The following is a 15,710-nucleotide window of genomic DNA, read 5'->3' on the forward strand; positions in this document are numbered from 1 at the left end:
GGGAAGTGAATTATATTTGTTTAAGTATGTAATTAATGATGATTTAGAATTAAAATTGCTAGAAAATTGCTATATAGAAGAACAATTTGCACTAATACAGAGGAATCGTTCTTATCTTAAACAATGGCTGCCTTGGGTAGATGGAATTAAGACCTTTGAAGATGTGGCAAAATTTATAAAGATTACTAAAGAGCAATTTGTAAACAATGATGGATTTCAATGTGGAATATGGTATAAGGAAAGAATGGCAGGTATAATTGGGTATCACAATATTGATTGGTCAAATAAGTCTACAAGCATTGGTTATTGGATTGGAGAAGAATTTCAAAAAAAGGGTATTATGATAAGAGCCTGCAAGGTTTTAGTAGATTATGCTATAAAAGAGTTGGGATTAAATAGAGTGGAAATTAGGTGTGCTGAAGAAAATTTTAAAAGTAGACATATTCCAGAAAAGCTGGGTTTTAAAAATGAAGGCACTTTAAGAGAGTCAGAATGGCTATATGATCATTATGTTAGTCACATTGTTTATGGAATTCTTAAAGATGAATGGATGCAGATGTATTCCAGGTAACAAATTATGATTTTTGTTGATAACTTATTTTATTTAAATTTTCCCATTTAGAGGTATATAGATATTTGATAAAAGGAATTTTCGTAGTATAATATATCTAATATAATCTAAAATATATATTTATATGTAAATTATTTGGGGGTACAAAATGAGCAGATTAGAGGAAATATTAGAGTACAATGAGAATTTTGTAAGTAATAATGAATATGAACCATATGTAGTTAGCAAAATTCCAAAGAAGAAGATGGTTGTATTATCTTGTATGGATACTAGATTGACAGAGTTATTACCAAGGGCTATGAATATAAAAAATGGTGATGCTAAAATAATAAAAGATGCAGGAGCAACAGTTATTCATCCTTTTGGCGGTGTTGCTAGGAGTATAATGGTTGCAATATATGAATTTGGAGCAGAAGATGTTTTTATAGTAGGGCATTCTGGCTGTGGAATGAGTAATTTAGATACTAAAAGCCTTGTTAATAAAATGATAAATAGAGGAATAAGGAAAGATACTATAGATACATTAAATAATGCAGGTGTTCATGTTGAAGAGTGGCTTCATGGTTTTGAATCAGTGGAAGAATCTATAAAAGAAAGTGTTAAAATGATAAAAAATCACCCTTTAATTCCTAAAGATATTAAAGTACATGGATTAATTATGGATTCAGAAACAGGGAAAATAGATGTAGTTATAGATGGAGATAAAGAAGATTAGATAATAAGATTTATTTTGTTTTCAAAACCATAAAGTTTTATTAATAATTTATTCATTTTTATTAATCCAAAATGTGTTATTATATGGTATGTTGAATCTTAATTATCAAAGGAGAGAATACTAATATGGTATATACAAACTTCTTGTACAAAAATCGTAATTTAATTTATATTTTAAATAACATTTTAAATTGCATTCTAGTGTTTAAAGCCATAGTTACAAATCACTTTAATTTAGTTGCTTTATGTGTACTTTTTTTTGCTGTTAATTTGTATGCATATAATAAAATTAATAGCATGAAGTTGCAGGGAGAATAAAATAAATTAAGAAAATATATCAATAAATTTATAGATTTTTAAGGAGAGCCTCTTAGAATTTATATCTAATTTAAAAAGTTAGGTGTAAATTCTAAGAGGTTCTTCTTATTTTTGTATATTAATAAATTCGATTACTAAAATCAAGTGATTCTTAGACTCAGATGGAGCTTGCTTATGAGGAATACCTCTACATCTTAGTCTTAGAAGAACTTATCCAGGGGCGTGTCAGCCGTTATCTTCCACCTTAAGAGTATGGGAGTGTTACGGATGGTAGCCATCGGATAAAAATTATTTTATTGGCAAAAATATATTGACTTTATATATCACTCTGATATAATTATATATATCACGGTGATATATAAAACAATGATGCATAAATTGGAGGCGAAATTAAATTGGCAAAGATAAATAAAACTAAATATGCTCTTTTAGGAGTGCTTACTTTAAGTTCAGGTTCAGGATATGATATTAAAAAATTTTGTGATTCATCTATAGGACACTTTTGGCATGAAAATTATGGACACATATACCCTGTACTAAAAAAGATGGAAGAGGAAGGATTAATAACAAAAGAAGTTCAACAAACAGAAGGAAGACCATCAAAAAATATATATTCTATTACAGAAGAAGGTAAGAAAGAATTAGAAGAATGGCTTATGCTTCCTGTAGAGCAGGAACCTGCTAGATCAGAGCTCTTACTTAAAATATTTTGTTCAAAGGATATACCAGTTAAAAATGTTATTGAAAAGGTTAGAAAGATAAAGGAAGAATGTGAAGAAGAACTTCAAGTATATTCAAAAATTAAAAAATTACTGAGTTCAAACAAAATAAATAAAAAGAATTCAATATTATGGATCAGCACAGTTAATTTTGGAATGCACGATTGTGAAGCAAAATTAAAGTGGTGTGAGGAAACATTAGAAGCTTTAGAAACTATAAAAGATTTATAAAGTAAAATTTAATTTATAAAGTATTTATTAGTAATTTGATAAAATGAGAGGAGATATTTTAATATGAAAATTTTAGCTATAAACGGAAGTCCAAGAGGAGAAAAAGGAAATACAGAGGTTATTTTAAAGCCATTTCTTAAAGGGTGTGAGGAAGCTGGTGCGGAAACAGAAATAGTATACCTTAAAGACAAAAATATAAAGCACTGCAGTGGATGTTTTACTTGTTGGACAAAAACTCCAGGAAAGTGTATTCATAAGGATGATATGGAAGAATTACTAAATAAAATATTACAAACTGACATAATGGTTTACGCTACTCCACTATATTATTATACTGTAACAGGTATAATGAAAGATTTTATGGACCGTATGCTGCCATTAAGTAATAAAGAAATTGTTAAAAAAGGTGGAAATTATATACACCCTAGGCGTTTTGAAAAAGCACCTGCTAAGAGTGTACTAATTTCAAATTGTGGTTTTCCTGGTAAATATAATTTTTCAGGTTTAGTTGAAACATTTAAAGTTATGACAAAAGGAAATTTAGTAGGTACAATTTTATGTGCACAAGGAGGAATACTTGGAGCTGTTAATAGTAACGATATGTTAAAAAAAATGTATGCTGAATTTTTTTCAGCACTAAAAAGTGCAGGAAAAGAAATAGTAAATGATGGATATATAAAATCAGAAACTCAAGCTGTACTTGATAAGGATGTTATTGATCCTGAAGCTTATGTGAAAAATGCAAATCAAGTGAGCTTTAGTTAAACTTATCCAAGGAAAGATATCTCTTTATACTGCTTTGAAAAAGGTAGAGTATAGGAGCAGGTAATTATTGAACAAAAATTTGGAGATATAAGGAGAAAAATAATTATGGAAAAATCAGTTAGAAATAACTCAATATTAAGCAAAGTATTTAATAAAGATTTTGTTGTAAGTGCTATTGTTCCTATTATAATATTCTCAGTTTTTGATAAAATGGGAATGACTCTTAAAGGAGTAATTTTATCTGGAGTGTGGAGTATAGGTGTGGTTTTTATTAATTTTATTAAAGAGCATCAAATTAATGCACTTGCATCAATGGCAGCAGTTTTTTCTGGTGTTGGATTAGTAGTAACAATTATTTCAAAAAATCCTACTTTTTATTTAATATCTCCAATAGTTCAGGATATCTTATATGCACTAATTTTCTTTTGGTCATTATTCTGGAAAAGATCTTTTATTCAAATAATAGTAGAACAAAGTTATTTAAAAAATGCTCCAGAAGAACTTAAGAAAAAACCAAAATACAAATCTGCATGGAGAATTCTTACTATTTCTTGGATTATTTTAAATATAAGCCAAGCAGCCTTGAGAGTTGTACTTTTATACACAGTATCTATGAGTTCATATTATACAATAAGCACTTTTTATGCCAATATATCAAGTCCATTACTTTTAATATTTTGCATTACATTTCCAAAGTGGTATTGGAAAAATAGAAATTAGGAGAGGAAAATTATGTGTTAGATTATTAATGGTATTTTATTTACTTTTCTGAAAATAAAGGAAATTTAGCTTTTATGTAGAAGTTATATTCAAAAGGGGATGTGTAAAATCATGGATAAGTATAATATACCATTGGGGACTTTGGTTGAGGTAAAACATATTGACTCAGAAGCAGATAAGAAGAATAAAGGAGTAAGACTTTATGTTGTGGCACATCATAAAGATGCAAAAGGAACACCTATATATTCATTAGGACTAAAAGGAGAAACTAATGCCTTAAAAATGTATAATGGATATTATGAGGAAAATTTAAAAGTTATTGATAAAATATCTGTTGAGTTAACTAAGGATGAGATAAATGATATAATTCAGTGGGGAAGTACTTGTGAGGAAGAAGGATGGCTAATTGATAAGGAAGTAGAGTTAAAAGATAGATTAAGTAAAATTATTTAATTCATAGCAAAAAAATCTCTGTATTTTTACAAACTGCTGACAAAAATGTTTTGCCAGCAGTTTTTCTTCTAAATTATCTAAATTTATCATGGTAGCTTTCTAATATTTCGTGAATCTTTTCAATGTAGGTTTCTACCATGTCATTTTTAAGTTTTTTATTAATCAAATATAAGCAATTATTTATTGCGTTTAAAGTTTTTTCTTCTGTATCTTTCAAATAATCATTAATAATTAGTCTATGATTATTTAGTTTAAAATCTTCTATTAAGGTTTGTTCTCCCTTAGAATTTATAAAAAGATAAAGAGAGTTTTTTACTGCTGCTTTTTCTTTATAAATAAGGTCTTTAGTGTATAAATTTTTTACAATTAAACTTGCTGTTGAAGGAGACCAGAAGGCTAGAGAACTTAACGCTCTAGACGTAACTCCAGGAAAAGCTTCAATTATCCATAAGGCTCTTAATTGAGGGTAAGTCAAATTTAAATTTTTTAATAAGAGCCTATGATCATGTTCTACATGTAAAATAAATATTCTTAAAGTGTTATAAAAAAATACAAGCTTTTTTAATTTTTTAGTCTCATCTTCAGAAAAATCAGTATAATCTACTTTTAAACTTAATGAATTAATTTTGTCTACATATTGGAAAATATAATCCTTACCACATTTAATAACAATATCTTTATAAAAATCTACAATAAGATCAAGCTCTTCTTCAGAGAATAAATTCATTAAATCAAAGAGATGAAAATTCTTAGATTTATTTTGTTTATTTATATTAATGTATTTTTCTCCTTCTTCAGTAACATTTAGCTTATAAACTTTTTTATTTACTGAATCTTCTTTTATAACTAATTTTTTGTCAACTAGAATTTTTAAAATATTAGTTACTGTAGGACATGTCCAATATCCTATAGTTGCAATCTTTCCTAGGGATATTCCAGGAAAGGCTTTTAATATCCATAAAATTCTTAGTTGAGGTAGTGTTATTCCAGTTTGTTCTACAACAGAACTATAATTATATTCTATATTTAAAAAGCAATATCTAGATAAATTATAGAATGTATGTATATCAAGTGATTTTTTATTTTTCAATGTGAAGCCCTCCATAGTACAAGTTAAACATTTTGAGTTTTTACTTTTACAAGATGTAGTATTAAGTAAAAGTCAAATATATTGTATTTTCGACAATAAAGTGATATGATAGATTTCGTGTCGCATTCTAATATTCGAATACTAACTATATTAAAAATTTGACATAATTAAATTCTAATACAAAAAATAAAAAAGTACATAGTTATTTTAATATTCGAGTGCTAATTATAATTTAAAAAGGAGTGAAAAGTATTTTGTTACCAACATTTTTTTGTAATGGTGTTATGAACGATCCAATTTCTATATTTTTTGCAATTATAATTTTTGTAGTTTTTGCACCTATTTTTATATATTCAATAGGTTATACTGCAGAATATAAGGGTAAGTATTCAGTTAAATATAATTTTATGTTAATGCTCTTATTTGCAGCATCAATGTTATGTGTAGTACTAGCACGAGATAGCATTACTTTTATTGTATTTTGGGAAGTTATGAGTGCTGTGTCATTTTTTCTTGTTGTTTATGAGTATAAAAATAAGGAAAATATAAGGTCAGGAATAATGTATTTTATAATGACACATATTAGCGGGTTATTCCTAATGATTATGTTTGCATTTTTATATAAATACACAGGCAGCATAAGCTTTGATAAATTTTATCAGTTATCAAATGATTTTACAATAAGTCAAAAATATATAATTTTCACTTTTGCTATTTTAGGATTTGGTGCAAAAGCAGGACTTATACCACTTCACGGCTGGCTGCCCAAAGCTCATCCTAGTGCACCATCCAATGCTTCAGCTCTTATGTCTGGGGTTATGCTTAAAGTTGCTATTTATGGATTAATAAGAGTAACTTTTACATTTATTAAACTACTTCCTTTAAAAGCAGCTCTTTTATTAGTACTTTTAGGAGCAGTAACCGCAATTTTTTCAGTATTGAATGCATTAGTTCAAAAAGATATTAAAAAACTACTGGCTTATTCCAGTGCTGAAAATATAGGAATAATAATTTCAACTTTAGGACTTTCTTTAGTATTTTACAATTTGAATTTAAATTCCTTTGCTAATCTAACTTTAATTGCAGCTTTATTTCATATATTCAATCATGCTATTTTTAAAAGTCTGCTTTTTGCTAGTGCAGGTAGTGTTTTATATTCTACAGGAACAAAGAATATGAACGAGCTAGGGGGACTTTATAAGAAAATGAAATTTGCAGCTATATGTGCCTTTATTGGTACTGCAGCTATTTCAGCAATTCCTCCTTTAAATGGTTTTGCCAGTGAAATTTTAATATTTAAGTGCTTTATAATTGGAACTGCTTCAATTAAAGGTACATGGACTGCATTAATCATTATAGCTAGCGGACTTATTATAGCACTAACTAGTGGAGTTACATTATATGCATCTGTTAAGAGTTTTGGAATAACTTATCTTGGAGCACCAAGAAGTGAAAAAGCAATAAATGCACATAAAATTCCACTATCAATGAATATTGGGCTTGGAATTTTAGCTTTACTATGTATAATTTTAGGAGTATTTTCACCTTTTATAATTAATTTAATATCAAAGGTTTCAAATTCAATTTTAAATACAAACTTACCTTTGGTGAATAGTGAAATAAATAATGAAATAATAATCGTATCCAGTATTTTTGTAATTATAACAGCTATTTTAGCTTTAATATCAAAAGTATTAAATAGTAAAAAAACTGTAGAAATAAAAGAAACTTGGGGATGTGGTTTTAATAATGTAAAGTCTAATATGCAGTATAGTGCAAATGGACTAAGCCAGCCTTCAACAAGAATCTTTGGAAAAATAGTTGGATATGAAAAAGAAGTGAAAAATGGTTACTCAATATTATTAAAGGATAAGGTATTTGATAACATAGAAAAATACATTTATGGATCAGTAGTTAAGGTCGTTTATTATATATCATTACGTGTTACCAAAATTCATTTTGGTAAGATACAGGTATATGTATCATATATTTTTGTTTCACTTTTAGTTACAGTTTTAATTGTTAACATGTTTATATGATGGCAGGATTCATTGATTTAAGGAGGTAAAAATCTTGAAGTACATAGCAATTAATTTTTTACAAAGTATGCTTCTTATTATAGTAACTCCTCTTTTTATGGGTATTCTTAAAAAATTCAAGGCTATTTTAAGAGGATATAAGGGAAGTAGTATTTTTCAAGTATATTATGATTACCAAAAGTTGTTTAGCAAAGGAAGGATAAGGAGCAGTCACAGTAGTTTTATAACACAAATAGGACCTATATTAAGTTTAGGGGCTAGCATAACTGTTGTTTTTATGATTCCTATTTTTTTCAGCAGTGGAGAAACATACTTAGGAAGTTTATTTCTTATTATTTTTATGATGTCCATTGTAAAATTTTTAAATACATTAATAGGATTAGATTGTGCCAGTACCTTTGGAGGAATGGGGACAAGCAGAGAGCTTTTCCTGTCGATGCTTGCAGAGCCAGTAATGTTTCTTACTATTATGTTTTTATATTTTGAAAATAAATCCTTTAATATTTTCACTATATCCTTCAATAATAGTGCAGGAGCTTTTTATGGTATAGGACATATTTTAGCTGCAATTTCATTTTTTATATTGTTACTTACGGAAAATGCAAGACTTCCTATAGATAACCCAGAAACTCATCTAGAGCTTACTATGATACATGAAGCAATGATATTAGATTTATCAGGAACGGATTTAGCTTTTGTAGAAATGGCTTCACAAATTAAACTCATGATATTTTTAACCATTTTTATAAATCTTTTTATGCCTTTTGGAGCAGCAACAATGCTAGGTGCGGTTACTATATTGAAAGCTGCTGCAGTTTTCTTTATAAAGATTCTAGTTATTTTATTTGGTATCTCTATTATTGAAATTTCAATGACAAAATCAAGATTGTTTAGAGTGCCAGAACTTTTATCAGCAGCATTAGCTATTGCTATTGCAGCTATATCTTTAAACTATTTTTTATAATTAATTATTAAGTGATTTAGCATAAGCTTTGAACAAGGTATAGAGAGGAGAATAAAAAATGGTACAGCTTTTACTTGCTATTGTGATATTATCTGGGATTTTAATATGTGGACTTAGAAGAGTTAAGCTTTTAGTATTAAGCTTTGCATTCCAATCCCTTGCCATAACTTTTATATGTATTATTTTAGGATACAATACAAAAGAAATTCATTACTACATAATGGGACTTTTAACATTAATAATAAAGGTGATTATAATACCTTATATAATAAATAAATCTACTAGATATTTAAAAGTGAAAAGAGAATTAGATTTGATTATAAATGCAGTTAATTCCTTTGTGCTTTCGGGTTTCTTTATAATAATTGTTTTTGCTTTCTTTAGAAGTTATGATAATACTTATTTAAAAACAGCAGTGTTTCTGGCACTTGTTGGTGGAACCCTTATGATAGGTAGAAAAAAAGCAATTACTCAAATGATAGGTTTTTTAACTATAGAGAATGGGATTATTTTATTTGAAATGTCAGTAGTAAAGCTTTCACTTATTTTAGAAGCTTGGATGGCCCTAGAAGTTTTAGTTCTTGCTCTTCTTATGGGGATAATGATATTTAATATTAATAAAACCTTTGACACTATAAATACAGACTACCTTTCAAATTTAAAAGAATAGAGGTGAGAAAATGGTATTATCTATATGTCCAATTGTATTTGCAGTAGTTATTTTATTAAACATACTTCTTAAAAGTACTAAAGCAATATCTATTTTAACAATTTTAAATATGGTTATGCTTGCAGCAGTTTCGCTAGTATTTTATAAAAATCTTAAATTACAAGATTCACTTAATTTTTGTAATAATTTAATATACATAGATAGTTTAAATATAATTCAGCTAATTTTAATAAGCACTATATCATTAGTTGCAGCGTTGTATTCTCATAAATACATAGGAGAAGAAATACAGAATGGTTCAATAAGTATTAATTTTGCTAAAATTTATTATTTCTTATTTAATTTATTTGTATTATCAATGATTGCAGTTGCAATAAGCAACAACATAATATTAATGTGGATAAGCCTTGAAGCAACCACTCTTTCCACAGCATTTTTAATTGGTTTTAATAGGCATAAGCTTTCATTAGAAGCTGCATGGAAATATATTATTATTTGTTCTATTGGTATAGTACTAGGTTTGATAGGAATAATTTTATTTATTTATTCATCTGGAGATCCTTCTAATAAGGTTTTAAATTGGACATACCTTGTTAAAAATTATTCTCTACTAAATAAGAGTATAGTTAAATTTGGTTTTTGTTTCATTTTTATAGGTATAGCCACAAAAGCTGGACTTGCTCCAATGCATACCTGGCTTCCAGATGCTCACAGTGAAGCGCCATCTCCAATTAGTGCTATGATGTCTGGAGTGCTTTTAAATCTTGCACTTTATGTAGTTTTAAGATTTTATATAATAGTTAAACTCATAAGTGGACTAGAAAAAATGAAATACTTATTTATAGTATTTGGATTGATATCTTTGATTATATCAGCCTTCAGTATATTGAATCAAAAAAACTATAAAAGATTGTTGGCTTTTTCTTCTGTAGAAAATATGGGAATTATTACATTAGGTTTTGGTATAGGCGGACCGATTGCTTTGTACGGTTCAATGCTTCATTCTATTATACATGCGTATGGAAAGTCACTGTTATTTTTGATATCAGGCAATATACTAAGTGTTTATAAAACAAAACGTATAGATAGGGTAAATAATTTAATAAAAACAATGCCTATAAATTCAGTGCTTTTGATTTGCGGGGTTCTTGTTATAACAGGTATACCACCATTTCCATCATTTTTTAGTGAATATAATATACTTGCTGCATCAATAAAAAATGGTCATTATCTTGTATGTGGTATTTACGCTTTATGCCTTCTTATAGTTTTTGCAGGTTTTTTAAAAGTTTTTATTAATATGATATTTAGCGATGATAAGGACTTTAATACAAGAAGTGAAAAGGATAAGGAAAATATAATTCCATTAATTATTATATTTTTCATAATAATTATTCTAAGTTTTTTCTCTAGATACGAAATAGCTTCATTAATTAATAAAGCTGTTTTAATTATTAATCCTATGCAGTAACAAGTTTATTAATAGAAGGATGTGAAAATAGTGAACATTGATTTATTTAAAGAAGAATTAAGCAATCTTAAATATAATAGTGAGATTAAAAATAAAAATGAGATTTATGTAGACGTTGGAATTTCCCATGTTAAATCGTTAATTAGCTTATTTTTAGTAAAATATAAATTGAAATTTATTGCACAATTTTGCGTTGATAATAGTAATGAAGAAAATTCCCAAAATGATTTTATGATTAACATTATACTTTCTAATAGTAAGAAAAGGTATTTTGTAATAGTACGATACAAGACCCAAGAAGAAATTAAAACTTTCCAGGATATTTTGTTTCAAAGTCATTTATTTGAAAGAGAAATGTGCGACTTATTTGGTTTGAAAATAAAAGATGGTATAGATACTAGGAAAATTGTTAAACATGAAAAATGGCCTGAGGATGTATATCCTTTAAGAAAAAGCTTCCCTTATGGCGCTAAATTAGAAGAAAAAAATGAAATCTCACCTTATAAATGCAAGGAAGCTTTTGGAGATGGAGCTTATCAAATATCTGTAGGACCTGTTCATGCAGGTATAATTGAACCAGGACATTTTAGATTTAGTGTTATAGGTGAAGCTATTGAGAATCTAGAACTTAGGCTTAATTATAAGCATAGGGGAATAGAAAAAATTTGTGAAAATGTAGATGCAAATAAGCTTAATCTTGTATTTGAAAGAATGGCATGTGAATCTTCTGTAGCTTATGCTGAAAGTTATGCTCTTTTAGTTGAAAAATTATTATCTTATGATACGCCTCAAGAAATAAAAGCATTAAGAGTAGTACTTTTGGAATTAGAAAGAATATATAATTTTTTAGGTGATATATCTGGTATATGTGTGGATATTGGATTTAGTTATCCTGCTAAAAGATTTGGAGCTTTTGGAGAGCAAATCCACAAGCTTTGCGAAAGAATAACTGGAAGCAGGTTTATGAGAAATGTTGTTATTCCCTGCGGTATAAATGTAGATTTTACAAATGAACATATTAAAGATATTAAAAAAACTTTAAATGGTATGAAAAAAAGAATGAATGAGATTATAGAAATTACATTAGATTCTGTTTCTTTTTTAGATAGAGTTGAAAATACTGGAATAGTACGTAATAAAACGGCTAAAAAGCTTTATATGACTGGTATCGCAGGAAGAGCTTCCGGAATTAATTATGATGTTAGGAAAAGTTTTCCTTATGAAATATATGGTACTTTAAAAAAGAGTAATAATATAGAGGAAATTGGTGGAGTTTTTGAAAGGTACAAATTAAAAATTAGAGAAATTTATGATGCTTATAATTTTATTTTTGCTTCATTAGATCTCATAAATAAAGACATTTTAAAAACTAAAACCGAATTTGAGTTGATAGAGGGAACTGAAGCACTTACTGCTGTGGAAACAGTAAAGGGTGAACTTATTGTGTATGGACAAGTTGGTAAAAATAATAAATTCAATAGAATATATTTTAAAACACCATCCCTTACTAACTGGAATGGTTTAACTTATGCAGTGCTTGGAGAAATAGTACCAGATTTTCCTTTGTGTAATAAGAGTTTTAATATGTCTTATTCTGAAAATGATAAGTAGGTGATGAAATGAAGTTTTTATTAGATAGAATAAAAAATGGAAAAGATACCGTTAAAAATCCTCTTACGGACAATCCATATAGTTATGGAAGGATAGAAGTTTGTAATGATAATTGTACAGGCTGTAGCAAATGTGTACAGGAGTGTCTGGTTGATGCTATTTCCATTAAAAAAAATACTGAACATAACAAAGTTAATATAGATAAAGCATTTGATATAGAATTAGATTTAAAAAAATGCATTTATTGTAATAATTGTGTTGATGCATGTCCATCTAAAGCATTAAAGAGCAGTAATGATTATAAAATGGCAAGCATTGAGATATTAGGACAGGAAGTTAAAGAAAAAATATACAGCAAATTTAAAAGATCCTTGGTTTTAAGATCTGTTGATACAGGGTCTTGTAATGGATGTATGATGGAAGCATCTAATACACAAAATACGTACTATGATTTATCAAGATATGGTATTAAGTTTGCAGCATCTCCAAGACATGCTGATGGAATAGTGGTTACAGGGCCTGTTACCTTAAATATGAAGGAAGCATTAATAAAAACTTATGATGCTATTTCAGATCCTAAGATTGTTATAGCAGTAGGCAGCTGTGCTTACAGTGGAGGCATATTTAAGGATGGATACAGCGTTTGTGAAGATCTAAATGAAATATTGAAAGTTAACCTGGTTATACCAGGCTGTCCACCATCTCCACAGGCAATACTTTATGGAATGCTTAAAATTATGAACAATAAATAATACAAAGTTAAAGCTGGAATAACCTAAAACTAATGGTTTATACCAGCTTTTATTTTTAACAATGAAAATTGAAGATCAGGTTGATATAAATTTTTTATTAGAAAGTAAGTCACTTATAAATCTAAATCCCAGCGCTCTTCTAAAATATCTTTTCCCCAAGTTGTATTTTCATGAGTTTGTGTTATTTTAAATCCTTTGCTGGCATAAATATGTCTAGCCGTTTTAAGACAGGAAATTGTTTCAAGAAAGACATGTTTATAACCTTTTTTACGGCAAAAATTAAGTGCCATATCAACAAGTTTATGACCTAAGCCTCTGCATCGGGTTTCAGGTTCAAGCAGGAAATATCTCAAGTGTGCTGTTTGGTTATCAAATTTAGAAATGGCGATACTTCCAACAGCTTTACCATTCATCTCAGGTATAAGCATACATTCTTTTTCACTATCATAATTCTGTACAAATTCATGAACGCCTTTTTCTACATAATCACCAAAAATAGGTGATAAGTTGTATTCTTTTGCATATAAAATTTTATGTTGTAAGATGATATTAATTATGTCATTTTTAATAAAGTTTCTTATACTAATTGGATTAACTGTTTCTGAAAATTTGTTTTTTATAATCTTCATTGCATCTAAAACTTTTGTAAGCTCATCTTCAGTTAAATGTTCAATCAAATTTTCAATTTGTTCATCTGATTTTTTGCTAAGAATATTTATAGTGTTAGTACCTTTTTCTGTTATTAAAACGAAATTTATACGATTGTCTTCTTTAGATTGAATTTTAGTTATAAGTTCATTCTTTTCCAAGTGTTTTATTATTCTGCTCATATAACTGCGGTCAATTTTGAGCTTGTTTACTAAAATGTTTGCAGTGCATTGATTCAACTTGCTAATTTCAAGCAAAACTCTAACTTCTGTCAAAGAATAGCCACTATCTAAAATGTGTTGATCAAGTAATCCAAGCACATTTGTATAAAAGCGGTTAAAACTTCTAATTTCGCTAACAGCATTTTTATTATCCATAATTTTTATACTCCTTATATCTAATGATGGTGGACATAGTCCATGAATATATTGTAAAACAATTAATGGACTGAGTCAATTATTTTTGTCATTGGACTATCATTGATATATATAAAGGTATAATTCATTAAATGAAAAGTTAAATTCTTGATTTTAGAGAAAGTATGATTTTGTAGGACTAAAATCATCAGACATGAATTTACCATTTCAAACAAGAATTTACTTTTTCATTTTAGGGTAAAAATTATAATTTGCTATTGACTTAAAGTGCACTTTAAGTGCTATTATTTTGTTATTGGGAGACAAGATAGTATAAATGATCATTTAAGGCAACATAAGGAAAGCGGGAGGGATTTTAGCTTGGAATTGGAAATAAGTGAAGTATCAAAGATAACTAAATTAAAAGCACATACTCTTAGGTATTATGAGGATATTGGATTAATTAGAGATATAAAGAGAAATTCTGCAGGAAAAAGAGTTTATAGTGAACAGGATTTAAAATGGCTTGAGGTAATAAACAGGCTTAGGGCAACAGGAATGAATATAGCTAAGATGAAAGAATATGCAAACTTAAGGCATATAGGAGATGAAACTATTACAGAAAGAAAGAATATTATGGAAGAACATTTAAAATTTATAGAACAGCAAATTGAAAAATTGCTAGAAGCAAAGGATTATGTTGAAAGAAAAGTTAAAATTTATAGTGAGATGGAGGAAAAAATTAATGAGAGAAGAAAGTAGATTAGAAAGAGGATATAGAAAATTACAAGAAATTGATGGGAAAGCAGGTGAAGAGGTAAAAAATAGTTTAAATGATATATCGCCTGATTTGGTAAAATATATGATTGAATATTCCTTTGGAGACATATATTCAAGGGATGGATTGGATTTAAAATCAAAGGAAATTGCTGTTGTTGCATCACTAACAGCACTTGGAAATGCTGAGCCTCAATTAAAGGTTCATATAAATGGAGCACTAAATGTTGGATGTACTATCAATGATATAAAAGAAATAATACTTCAAATGTCAGCATATTCTGGTTTTCCAACATGCATAAATGCTATGAATGCATTAAAGGATGTTTTAAGTGAACGTGAAAAGCAAGGAATAAAAGATTCTATAGGGGAGAAGGCAACAAATAAAATTTCTTCTGAGGATAGATATGAGGTTGGTGCAGCTGAACTTTCAGAATTAGACAGTAATCAAGTAGAAATTCTTGAAAATGCATATAACAATTTTTCACCAGATCTTGTGAAATTAGTAGTACAAAGTTATGCAGATACTATTTCAAGAAATAATTTAAATAAGAGATATAGGCAAATTGCTACTATTGCTGCATTAACTGCTTTAGGCAATGCTAAGCCTCAATTGAAATTTCATATTAATGCAGGTCTTAATATAGGATTAACAGCTGATGATGTAAAAGAAATAATGCTCTTAATGACAATTTATGCTGGTTTTCCATCTGCCATAAATGGAACAAATATTTTAAAAGAAGTGTTAGATGAAAGAAAATAATTTAAAAGGATTAAAGAGCCTCAGTCTTATGAAAATTAAAGACTGGGGCTTTTTAAGTAAACTTTTATTCTTTTACTA

General features: G+C 28.0%; 16 protein-coding genes. 14 read left to right on the forward strand and 2 right to left on the reverse strand.

Annotated elements, in window-relative coordinates; genetic code table 11:
• Window positions 1-16 precede the first annotated feature (16 nt).
• The 6 genes from Q6H37_RS13810 (at window position 17) to Q6H37_RS13835 (ending at window position 4,491) form a co-directional block, all read left to right on the forward strand.
• The gene (locus tag Q6H37_RS13810; protein ID WP_318742528.1) at window positions 17-571 is read left to right on the forward strand and encodes a GNAT family protein; all 555 of its coding nucleotides are present in this window, start codon (window positions 17-19) and stop codon (window positions 569-571) included.
• A gap of 148 nt (window positions 572-719) precedes the next feature.
• Window positions 720-1,286, forward strand: coding sequence for a carbonic anhydrase (locus tag Q6H37_RS13815; protein WP_318742530.1), 567 nt, complete (start codon window positions 720-722; stop codon window positions 1,284-1,286).
• A gap of 712 nt (window positions 1,287-1,998) precedes the next feature.
• Complete coding sequence (locus tag Q6H37_RS13820) at window positions 1,999-2,553, forward strand: PadR family transcriptional regulator (protein WP_318742532.1); 555 nt, start codon at window positions 1,999-2,001, stop codon at window positions 2,551-2,553.
• 63 nt (window positions 2,554-2,616) lie between these two features.
• Window positions 2,617-3,318, forward strand: a complete 702-nt coding sequence (locus Q6H37_RS13825) for a flavodoxin family protein (RefSeq protein WP_318742534.1) — start codon at window positions 2,617-2,619, stop codon at window positions 3,316-3,318.
• A 105-nt stretch (window positions 3,319-3,423) separates the two neighbouring features.
• On the forward strand, window positions 3,424-4,038 hold the full coding sequence (locus Q6H37_RS13830) for a VC0807 family protein (RefSeq protein ID WP_318742536.1): 615 nt from the start codon (window positions 3,424-3,426) through the stop codon (window positions 4,036-4,038).
• Between the two features lie 111 nt (window positions 4,039-4,149).
• Window positions 4,150-4,491 (forward strand): hypothetical protein, encoded by a 342-nt coding sequence (locus Q6H37_RS13835; protein ID WP_318742538.1) that lies wholly within the window; start codon window positions 4,150-4,152, stop codon window positions 4,489-4,491.
• Between the two features lie 73 nt (window positions 4,492-4,564).
• Here Q6H37_RS13835 and Q6H37_RS13840 read toward each other — a convergent pair whose 3' ends face one another.
• A complete protein-coding gene (locus Q6H37_RS13840) occupies window positions 4,565-5,581 on the reverse strand; it encodes a MarR family transcriptional regulator (RefSeq protein ID WP_318742540.1) in 1,017 nt (338 codons plus the stop codon).
• A gap of 254 nt (window positions 5,582-5,835) precedes the next feature.
• On the opposite strand from Q6H37_RS13840, the gene Q6H37_RS13845 reads away from it, so the two are divergent.
• From Q6H37_RS13845 to nuoB, 6 genes are read left to right on the forward strand one after another with little or no spacing between them, the layout of a single operon-like run.
• The gene (locus Q6H37_RS13845) at window positions 5,836-7,620 is read left to right on the forward strand and encodes a proton-conducting transporter membrane subunit (RefSeq protein WP_318742542.1); all 1,785 of its coding nucleotides are present in this window, start codon (window positions 5,836-5,838) and stop codon (window positions 7,618-7,620) included.
• A 34-nt stretch (window positions 7,621-7,654) separates the two neighbouring features.
• Window positions 7,655-8,584: a respiratory chain complex I subunit 1 family protein gene (locus Q6H37_RS13850; RefSeq protein ID WP_318742544.1), complete on the forward strand. Its 930-nt coding sequence runs from the start codon at window positions 7,655-7,657 to the stop codon at window positions 8,582-8,584.
• A gap of 58 nt (window positions 8,585-8,642) precedes the next feature.
• Window positions 8,643-9,254 carry a hydrogenase gene (locus Q6H37_RS13855; protein WP_318742546.1) on the forward strand — a complete coding sequence of 204 codons (612 nt, stop codon included), beginning with the start codon at window positions 8,643-8,645 and terminating at the stop codon, window positions 9,252-9,254.
• Window positions 9,255-9,264: 10 nt separating this feature from the next.
• Complete coding sequence (locus Q6H37_RS13860) at window positions 9,265-10,725, forward strand: proton-conducting transporter membrane subunit (protein ID WP_318742548.1); 1,461 nt, start codon at window positions 9,265-9,267, stop codon at window positions 10,723-10,725.
• 30 nt (window positions 10,726-10,755) lie between these two features.
• On the forward strand, window positions 10,756-12,336 hold the full coding sequence (locus tag Q6H37_RS13865; protein WP_318742550.1) for an NADH-quinone oxidoreductase subunit C: 1,581 nt from the start codon (window positions 10,756-10,758) through the stop codon (window positions 12,334-12,336).
• 8 nt (window positions 12,337-12,344) lie between these two features.
• Complete coding sequence (nuoB, locus tag Q6H37_RS13870; RefSeq protein ID WP_318742552.1) at window positions 12,345-13,088, forward strand: NADH-quinone oxidoreductase subunit NuoB; 744 nt, start codon at window positions 12,345-12,347, stop codon at window positions 13,086-13,088.
• 113 nt (window positions 13,089-13,201) lie between these two features.
• Here the strand turns inward: nuoB and Q6H37_RS13875 are convergent, their stop codons facing one another.
• The gene (locus tag Q6H37_RS13875) at window positions 13,202-14,113 is read right to left on the reverse strand and encodes a helix-turn-helix domain-containing GNAT family N-acetyltransferase (protein ID WP_318742554.1); all 912 of its coding nucleotides are present in this window, start codon (window positions 14,111-14,113) and stop codon (window positions 13,202-13,204) included.
• 360 nt (window positions 14,114-14,473) lie between these two features.
• Here Q6H37_RS13875 and Q6H37_RS13880 point away from each other — a divergent pair, with 360 nt between their 5' ends.
• Together Q6H37_RS13880 and Q6H37_RS13885 are read left to right on the forward strand one after the other, a co-directional pair.
• Window positions 14,474-14,854 (forward strand): MerR family transcriptional regulator, encoded by a 381-nt coding sequence (locus Q6H37_RS13880; protein ID WP_318742556.1) that lies wholly within the window; start codon window positions 14,474-14,476, stop codon window positions 14,852-14,854.
• A complete protein-coding gene (locus Q6H37_RS13885) occupies window positions 14,838-15,632 on the forward strand; it encodes a carboxymuconolactone decarboxylase family protein (protein WP_318742558.1) in 795 nt (264 codons plus the stop codon). Before Q6H37_RS13880 ends, Q6H37_RS13885 begins: the two co-directional genes overlap by 17 nt.
• Window positions 15,633-15,710 lie beyond the last annotated feature (78 nt).

This window comes from Clostridium sp. JS66, from assembly GCF_033561535.1.
GTDB classification, from domain to species: domain Bacteria; phylum Bacillota; class Clostridia; order Clostridiales; family Clostridiaceae; genus Clostridium_AM; species Clostridium_AM carboxidivorans.

Excerpts from the sequence above, each read along its gene's own strand:
- Q6H37_RS13815 (WP_318742530.1), top strand. The coding sequence starts at position 720 with ATGAGCAGATTAGAGGAAATATTAGAGTACAATGAGAATTTTGTAAGT.
- Q6H37_RS13825 (WP_318742534.1), top strand. The coding sequence starts at position 2,617 with ATGAAAATTTTAGCTATAAACGGAAGTCCAAGAGGAGAAAAAGGAAAT.
- Q6H37_RS13830 (WP_318742536.1), top strand. The coding sequence starts at position 3,424 with ATGGAAAAATCAGTTAGAAATAACTCAATATTAAGCAAAGTATTTAAT.
- Q6H37_RS13835 (WP_318742538.1), top strand. The coding sequence starts at position 4,150 with ATGGATAAGTATAATATACCATTGGGGACTTTGGTTGAGGTAAAACAT.
- Q6H37_RS13855 (WP_318742546.1), top strand. The coding sequence starts at position 8,643 with ATGGTACAGCTTTTACTTGCTATTGTGATATTATCTGGGATTTTAATA.
- Q6H37_RS13860 (WP_318742548.1), top strand. The coding sequence starts at position 9,265 with ATGGTATTATCTATATGTCCAATTGTATTTGCAGTAGTTATTTTATTA.
- nuoB (WP_318742552.1), top strand. The coding sequence starts at position 12,345 with ATGAAGTTTTTATTAGATAGAATAAAAAATGGAAAAGATACCGTTAAA.
- Q6H37_RS13875 (WP_318742554.1), bottom strand. The coding sequence starts at position 14,113 with ATGGATAATAAAAATGCTGTTAGCGAAATTAGAAGTTTTAACCGCTTT.
- Q6H37_RS13885 (WP_318742558.1), top strand. The coding sequence starts at position 14,838 with ATGAGAGAAGAAAGTAGATTAGAAAGAGGATATAGAAAATTACAAGAA.